Annotated in this window: 5 protein-coding genes; 1 reads left to right on the top strand and 4 read right to left on the bottom strand. The window is 62.9% G+C overall.

Annotated elements, in window-relative coordinates:
• Window positions 1–30: 30 nt before the first annotated feature.
• From A9K71_RS17280 to A9K71_RS17270, 3 genes are all read right to left on the bottom strand, one after another.
• Window positions 31–1,038 (bottom strand): ABC transporter permease, encoded by a 1,008-nt coding sequence (locus tag A9K71_RS17280; protein WP_066998120.1) that lies wholly within the window; start codon window positions 1,036–1,038, stop codon window positions 31–33.
• Between the two features lie 112 nt (window positions 1,039–1,150).
• The gene (locus A9K71_RS17275; RefSeq protein WP_066998117.1) at window positions 1,151–3,235 is read right to left on the bottom strand and encodes an ABC transporter substrate-binding protein; all 2,085 of its coding nucleotides are present in this window, start codon (window positions 3,233–3,235) and stop codon (window positions 1,151–1,153) included.
• Between the two features lie 107 nt (window positions 3,236–3,342).
• Window positions 3,343–4,809 carry an alpha-glucosidase/alpha-galactosidase gene (locus tag A9K71_RS17270; RefSeq protein ID WP_066998114.1) on the bottom strand — a complete coding sequence of 489 codons (1,467 nt, stop codon included), beginning with the start codon at window positions 4,807–4,809 and terminating at the stop codon, window positions 3,343–3,345.
• A gap of 250 nt (window positions 4,810–5,059) precedes the next feature.
• Between A9K71_RS17270 and A9K71_RS17265 the strand changes: the two genes are divergently transcribed.
• Window positions 5,060–5,902: an AraC family transcriptional regulator gene (locus A9K71_RS17265; protein ID WP_082980568.1), complete on the top strand. Its 843-nt coding sequence runs from the start codon at window positions 5,060–5,062 to the stop codon at window positions 5,900–5,902.
• A 12-nt stretch (window positions 5,903–5,914) separates the two neighbouring features.
• On the opposite strand, the gene A9K71_RS17260 is transcribed toward A9K71_RS17265, so the two are convergent.
• Window positions 5,915–7,075 (bottom strand): glycoside hydrolase family 25 protein, encoded by a 1,161-nt coding sequence (locus tag A9K71_RS17260; protein WP_066998101.1) that lies wholly within the window; start codon window positions 7,073–7,075, stop codon window positions 5,915–5,917.
• Window positions 7,076–7,314 lie beyond the last annotated feature (239 nt).

Below are 7,314 nucleotides of genomic sequence, written 5' to 3'. Positions count from 1 at the left end.
TGGCGGGGGTGAGGGATCGCGGGCCAGCATCTAGTGCTCCCCGAACTGGCGCACGCGGGGGTCGAGCAGGACCAGCAGCATGTCGGCGATGATGTTGCCGACGATCAGCGTCGCCGACAGAACCATCATGAAGGTTGCGGTCACATAGACATCGCCCACCGCCATCGAGCCCACGATCGCCGGCCCGACGGTCGGCAGCGCGAAGATGATCGCCGTCTCGATCTCGCCGGTCAGCATGTAGGGCAGCACCACGCCTTGATACATGACCAATGGATGCAGCGCATTGGGCACGGCATGGCGCATCACGACGGCGCCGCCAGTCAGGCCCTTGGCTTTGGCCGTCTCGACATATTGCGCGTTGAGCGTGTCGAGCAGGTTGCCGCGCATGACGCGCATATTGTAGGCGAGCCCGCCGAAGGTCGCGATCGCCACCACCGGCCAGACATGCTTGACCAGGTCGAGGAATTTTGCCCACGACCATGGCGCGCCGCCATATCGCGGCGAGAAGAAGCTGCCGATCTCCGACACGTTGAACTGGAAGACCAGCAGGTAGACGATGATCAGCGCCATCAGGAAGCGCGGCACCGTCATGCCGAGGAAGGAGATGGCCGAGAGCGTCGAGTCGATCCAGGAATACTGGCGGGTCGCCGCCCAAATGCCGAAGCTTATGCCCAGCACCGAGGCGAGCAGGTGGCAGACCAGCGCCAGGAGCAGCGTGCGCGGCAGGCGCTCGCCGACCACGTCCGCCACCGGCCTGTTGTAGTAGAGGCTGTAGCCGAAATCGCCGCGCGTGACGATGCCGCCGATCCAGTTGAGATACTGAACGGGCAGCGGCTTATCGAGGCCGTGTTCTTTCCGGTAGGCCTGGGCCTGTGCATCCGCCTCGGCATAGGAGGCGCCGCCCTGGTTGATGAGCTGCGATTTGATATAGTCGGCATAGTCGCCCGGCGGCGCCTGGATGATGGCGAAGGTGACCAGGCTCAAGATGGCGAGCACGGGAAGCGCCGACGCTATGCGCATGAGCAGGAATCGCAACATGGATGGTCGGCTTCCTTTGCTGGCCGGTCGCTCCCTGGGCGCTACCGGAGATTTGGCTTTGTCCGGCCGCGCCAGCTGGCGCGACCGGAGTTCTCTTCGTCAGGGAGGTTAACTAGTTCATCGGCCCCTTGTCTCCGGGCTTGCCGGGAAGCTCGTCGGGGAAGAGCTCATATTTCGCCTGTTTGTCGGCTGCGACGAAGACGCGTTCGCGGATGATCGAATCCTCGGCCCAGTTGAACATGAAGATCGGCGTTCCCTGCGGGATGTTGGAGAAGCGCTTGTTGACGATCAGCGCGCCGGGATATTCCGTCAGCCCGACATTGTAGACGTGCTCGGTCGAGATCTTCTGGAACTTCTTCATCAGGTCGGCGCGCTGGTCGTTGTCCTGCGTCGTGACGAACTTGTTCACGATGTCGACGAGGTCCTTCTCGAACGGCATCAGATCGACTTCGCCGCTTTCAGGCGCGCGATGGTTCCAACTGGTCTTGGGACCGACCGGAGCGAGTTGCTCCGTGTTCTGCACAACGGAGGTGAGCTCCTGGTCATTGCGCCGGATCAGCCAGTCGAAGCGGCCGGAATACTGGATCGCGTCGCGCTGCGTGCCGTTGACCCCGTTGAGCACGACCCTCAGCCCAAGCTTCTCCATCTGCGCCACGACGCCCTCGGCAAGGCTCTTGTCGGTGGTGTAGTCATTGTTGACCAGCATCACGATCTCGACGTTCTTGCCGCCGGCGGTGCCCGCCGGGAAGTTCACGAAGCCGTCGCCGTCGGTATCCTTGAGACCGGCCTTGGCGAGCTCGGCCTTGGCCCCTTGGAGATCGAACGGGTAATAAACCGTCGACTTGCGGTCATAGAAGCTGGTGCCGGAGGAGAAGCCGCCGGGATAGATGGCGGTGAACGGTCCCTTGACCAGCGAGTCGCCGAGCGCCTTGCGGTCGATCGCCATGGTTACGGCCTTGCGGAAATCCTCGTTGCGGTTCAATTCGCGGATCGCTTGGCCTCGCTCGTCCGGGTTGCCCCAGCCATTGGCGGAAAAATTCATACGCAGATTGTAGCCGATGAGCCGCGGACCGAAGGCAAGCCGTGCCGACGCGTTCTTGTCAGCCGCGCGCTTCAGCGAGGCGACGAAGTTCTCGGGCTGCTCGAGATTGGAGAAGTCGCCCGAGCCTGCGACGGCCTGGACGTCGCGATCGGCCCAGGTCGAGAGCTTGTATTGCAGCTCGTTGAGATAAGGCAGTTGGTTCCCCTTCTCGTCGACCTTCCAGTAGTAAGGATTGCGCCGCATGACGATGATGTCGTCCGGGCGGTATTCGACCGGCACCCAGGCGCCCATCACCGGCATGTTCATGTATTCCGGCGGGAAGGCGTTCTTGAACTGGTCGTAGGTGTTCTTCGAATATTTCGGATGCTGCGGCTTCAAAATGTGCGCCGGGCCGGGGCAGAAGGTGCCGTAGGCCATCGCATAGAGATATTGCCTCGGAAACGCTTCCTTGAACGTCCATTCGACGGTGTAGTCGTCGATCTTCTTGAGCGTCGTGCCGACGCCGAAGGTTTCGGGCGTCGCCCCGTTGAGCGGCGACACGTTGGGGTCGACGACCTCGTCGTCCCAGTAGAACATGACGTCGTCGGCGTTGAAGGGCACGCCGTCCGACCATTTGGCGCCTTCGACGAGATGCATGGTCAGCTTGTGGCCGTCTTTCGACCATTCCCAGCTCTTGGCGAGGTTCGGCAGCGGCTCGGTGTCCTTTGCGTCGACCTGGAACAGCGGCGCGGTGCGTGTCAGACATTCGGAAAGCGCGATGTCGATGCCGCCCCAGCCTTGCGTCTGGCCGGCACCGTAGTTCCAGCCTTCCGGCCTGCCGCCGATGACATGGCGCATCGTGTCACCATAGACGCCGATGCCGTCCGGCATGTTGGCGGTCTTGAAGACCAGCGGTTCCTTGGGCAGCCTGTCCTTGAGCGGCGGCAGCTTGCCGGTCTTGACGTATTTCTCCGTCACCCAGTCCGGCTCGTGGTATTCGGGCAGCGCCTTGAACTCCAGGATGGAGTCGCGCGCCACAGAATGGATCTTGCCTTCGGCCGGGAATGTCGCCGGCTCCGGCGGGATCGTCGGTTCCGAAGCGAAAGCGGTGAGCGCCGGAATAGAAACGCCGAGCACCAGTCCGGCGGCAATGCCAATTCTGTGTAAGTTCCTCATTGTCTCCTCCCAGATGTTTTGAACGTCTGCTGCTTGCCCGCCGCTCGATCTTTATTTTGAGGGCCGTTTCGGCGGTCTGCCTCCTGCAGGTCCGCCTGCCCGAAATCTCAGCCGGCCTGTTTCAGTGCCGCCTTTTCGGCGCGCAGTTCATCGATCGAGCGGACGTTGCGCCGCGCCGCGCCCGCCCATTCGCGGGTCTTGACCTTCGACTTCGCAAGCCGCTCCTTTGCCGCCGGCACGGCGTCGGCATATTGCGGCAGCCAGGCGGCCTGGGCGACGACCATCTCGTCCACCATCTGCCAGACCTCCTCCGGCGTCGACACCGCGCCGACCAGCGGATCGTGCAGCATGGCGAGCTTCAAGAGATCGATGTCGCCGGCGATCGCGGCATGCACCGACATGCGCTGGACGTTGATCGATGACATGCAGGTGGCGGCGCATGGCTCGGGCAGCGTGATGCCGGCGGCCATGTTGATGCCGAACCGATCGACGAAGCCGGGCGACTCGATGATGGCGTCCAGCGGCAGGTTGGTGATCACGCCGTTGTTCTTGACGTTGAAATGGCCGCGATAGACGCGGTTTGTTTCCAGCGCCTCGAGAATGTGGCTGGCATGCTCGTTGGAGCGCCTCGCAGGGTCGATCGGCTTCGACGCCGCTTCGAGGAACTGCGGATACTCGGTTTCGAACCAATTGCGGGTCTCGGTCGAGTAGCGGAGATAGCCGCCGGTCTCGCCATGGATCCAGTCCGACATGTCGATCCAGCGCGTGATCTCGTCGGGGCGCTTGCGGTACCAGGGCAGGTATTCGGACAGATGCCCATTGCTTTCGGTCGAATAGACGCCGAAGCGCTTCAGCACGTCGATGCGCAGCTTCTCCTGCTTCGAATAGACCGGATGCGCTTCGAAGGCGGCGACCAGCTCGTCCTTGCCGATCGCGCGGCCGTTCAACCTGAGCTCGATGAACCAGGTCTGGTGATTGATGCCGGAGCAGACATAGTCGAGCTCGCTGGGCGACTTCGCGCCGAGCACCTCGGCGATCTGTTCGGCGCCGTGCTGCACGCCGTGGCAGAGCCCGACCGTGTCGACCTTGCCGTATTCGATCGCGGCCCAGGTGTTCATCGCCATCGGGTTGGCGTAGTTCAGGAATTTGGCGTCTGTCTCGGCGACCTCGCGGATGTCCTTGCAGAAGTCGAGGATCACCGGGATGTTGCGCTGGCCGTAGAGGATGCCGCCGGCGCAGATCGTGTCGCCGACGCATTGGTCGATGCCGTATTTCAGCGGGATGCGGATGTCGTCGGCATAGGCTTCGAGGCCGCCGACGCGCACGCAGCTGATGATGTAGCGCGCGTCTTCCAGCGCCTTGCGGCGGTCGGTCGTCGCCGTCACTTTGGTCGGCAGCCCGTTTGCTTCCACGATCCGATCGAGGATCGCCTGGATCATCCCGAGATTGTGCTCGCTGATGTCGGTCAGCGCGAATTCGATGTCCTTGAATTCGGGCACGCAGAGAATGTCGGTGAACAGCTTCTTGGTGAAGCCGACGCTGCCGGCGCCAATAATAGCGATTTTGAAGCTCATCACCTTCACCTCGATCCAATCGAATGTTAGGCAAGGAGCAGCAAGGGAGGATATGGCCGCGCGCCGGCAGGCGCGCTCGCCATGTGGAGCCGAAATCCAGCTCTTTCTCCTCCCGCCCGCTCCTCGACCGCGGGTCTTTCCCGTTCTTGAGTGAGCCGGATTATGCGCTTATTCGCCGGCGCGGCCAGAGAAGGATTATGCTTTCGAGGGTAATTTTGTGCTGCAGGATCTGATCGCCAATGGAAAGCTGATGCGCACGATTTCGCTGCCGCGCGGGCGCCAGCGCCTGCATGCCATGCCGACCAGCACCGGCTACGAGGTGCGCGAGGACGAGACTTACGACTGGGACGGGCGAAAGCGCGGCCAGACCCCGTTCACCGTGCTCCAGCATACGATCAGCGGCACCGGGCAATTGCGCTACGAAAGCCGCAGTTACCGCCTGCAGGCGAACGATACGCTGCTGGTGCTGGTGCCGCACAACCATCGCTACTGGCTGGCCAAGGGCGACCGCTGGGAATATTTCTGGATATCGATGAACGGCGAGGAGGCGCTGCGCGTCCACAAGTCGATCCTCAGCGTCTCAGGTCCCGTGTTCCGGCTGCAGCCAGCGACCATCGATCACCTTGCCGATTGCAGCCTGCGCCTCATCAAGGGCGCCGCCTCGCCGGGCGCGGCCTCGGCAATCGCCTATGAGGCGGCGATGGCGCTTTACGACGATGTCTTCGGCTCGCACGCCTTCGCCGAGAAGCAGAGCGCCATGCAGCCGGTCATCGATCACATCAACTCCAATCTCGACAAGCCGCTGCCGGTGGCGGAGCTGGTCGAAATCAGCGGCCTCAGCCGCGCCCATTTCTCGCGCTGCTTCGCCGAGAGCGAAGGATTGCCGCCGGCCGAATTCGTCCTGCAGCAGCGGCTGCAGCGCGCCGCCAAGTTGCTGACCAAGGCCGATTTCCTGCCGGTCAAGGAAGTCGCTGTTCTGTGCGGTTTCGACGACCCCAACTATTTTTCCAAGGTGTTTCGCCGCTGCTACGGCATCACGCCCACACAGTTCCGCACCACCGGCATGTATGCCAGCCTGGGCAATCATCGTTGACGCTGCCGTTGACTACTGCCTGCGGTGGTCGAGCGTCGTCGATGCGGTGCTGACCGGATCGGCGGCCGCGAAGGCGGCGTCGAGCTGTTCGGGCGTGCGCTGTCCGGCTCGTTTCCAGGCGACATATTGCACGATGCCGAAGTTCGGGCGCTGCGGCACGGTCTTGACCACCGGCATTCGGAATCCGTCGCGGAATTTCTCCCAGCGCGCGCCGAGCACCGCGACCATTTCCTCGATGGTCGGCGGCGTCGCCACATCGGCATAGGTGATGGTGACCTTGCCGGCGAGGCCCGCTTCGCGCGGGATCGGCACCGGGATCGAGGCGAGGTAATCCGCCGGCACGTCGATCAAGCCGCCAAAGGCCCATTGCTGGCGCAACGCATCGGCTTTCATCGGCGCGACGCTGACGTCGATGTCGTTGGGCGTGCCCGGCACGCGATAGGGGCAGCTGAAGCGGCCGCAATTCGCCTTTGCCGCGAACTGCCAGAGCGCGTAACCCTGCCAGTTGCCCATCGGGAAATGCACGTCGATGTCCGGCTTGTAGCGCGCATACCAGAGCGGCAGCCGCGACAACAGCCGGTAGGTGTAACGGTTGTCGGCGATGTACTGGGCGGTCTTGCCGTTCGAGTAGAGCACCGGGAAGCGACCGAGGCGGCGATGCACCTGGCGCACGAATTCTTCCGCGTCCTCGAGCGACATCCATTGCGCGGGATCGATGCCCTCGATGTCGAGGGCAATGAGATCGTCCGGCGCCGGCTCGGCGAAATCGATGAAATTGTTGGCCTGCTCGACCGGATTGCCGGGGCGGGCGAGGTGATAGGCGCCCCATTTCAGGCCGAGCGCCTTCGCCACCACCCTGCGTGTCTGGAAAAGCTCGCGCGTCACCGCATGGCGCTTCCACAGCGCCTTGCAGAGCTTCACCTCAGTTTCGTCGCCGAAGCAGAAATAGGGCGGCGGCAGCCCGTCGGACGCCTTGTTGATGAAGCCGACGATGCGTTTGTCGGTGGCGAGCTCAGCCCAGTCGATGGAGTTATATTCGTAGGCGTCGATCACCAGCGCGCGGTCGAGATTCTTCCACGGCTCGGAGAAATCCGAGGCCTTTGCCGCCGTGCCCAGCGCAACCGCAGCCGCGAGAAGCGCCAGGCGGCGAAGAGGGCGCGCCGGCTTTTTCAATCAGGGTGTCCCCACTGACCAGAGGACGATCCTGAACCGCTATGGTTAAGGAAGTGCTGTCAAACCGCGACGTGTTCAGCGCCGGAACAGCGACTGAACCTCTCCGGCCGTGGACGACGAAGTCTACGCTTGCAAAATCCGCGTGTTTGACGTTTACGTAAAAAGAAGGACGCAGGCCAACCCCAAGTATGGATGGCCTCGCTTCGGCTACGCGACTACGGTGGGCCGCACTGGAGGAG

The sequence above is a fragment of the Mesorhizobium sp. WSM3873 genome, assembly GCF_001672445.1.
Taxonomy (GTDB): domain Bacteria; phylum Pseudomonadota; class Alphaproteobacteria; order Rhizobiales; family Rhizobiaceae; genus Mesorhizobium.
This window is presented reverse-complemented; position numbering and strand designations above follow the sequence as displayed.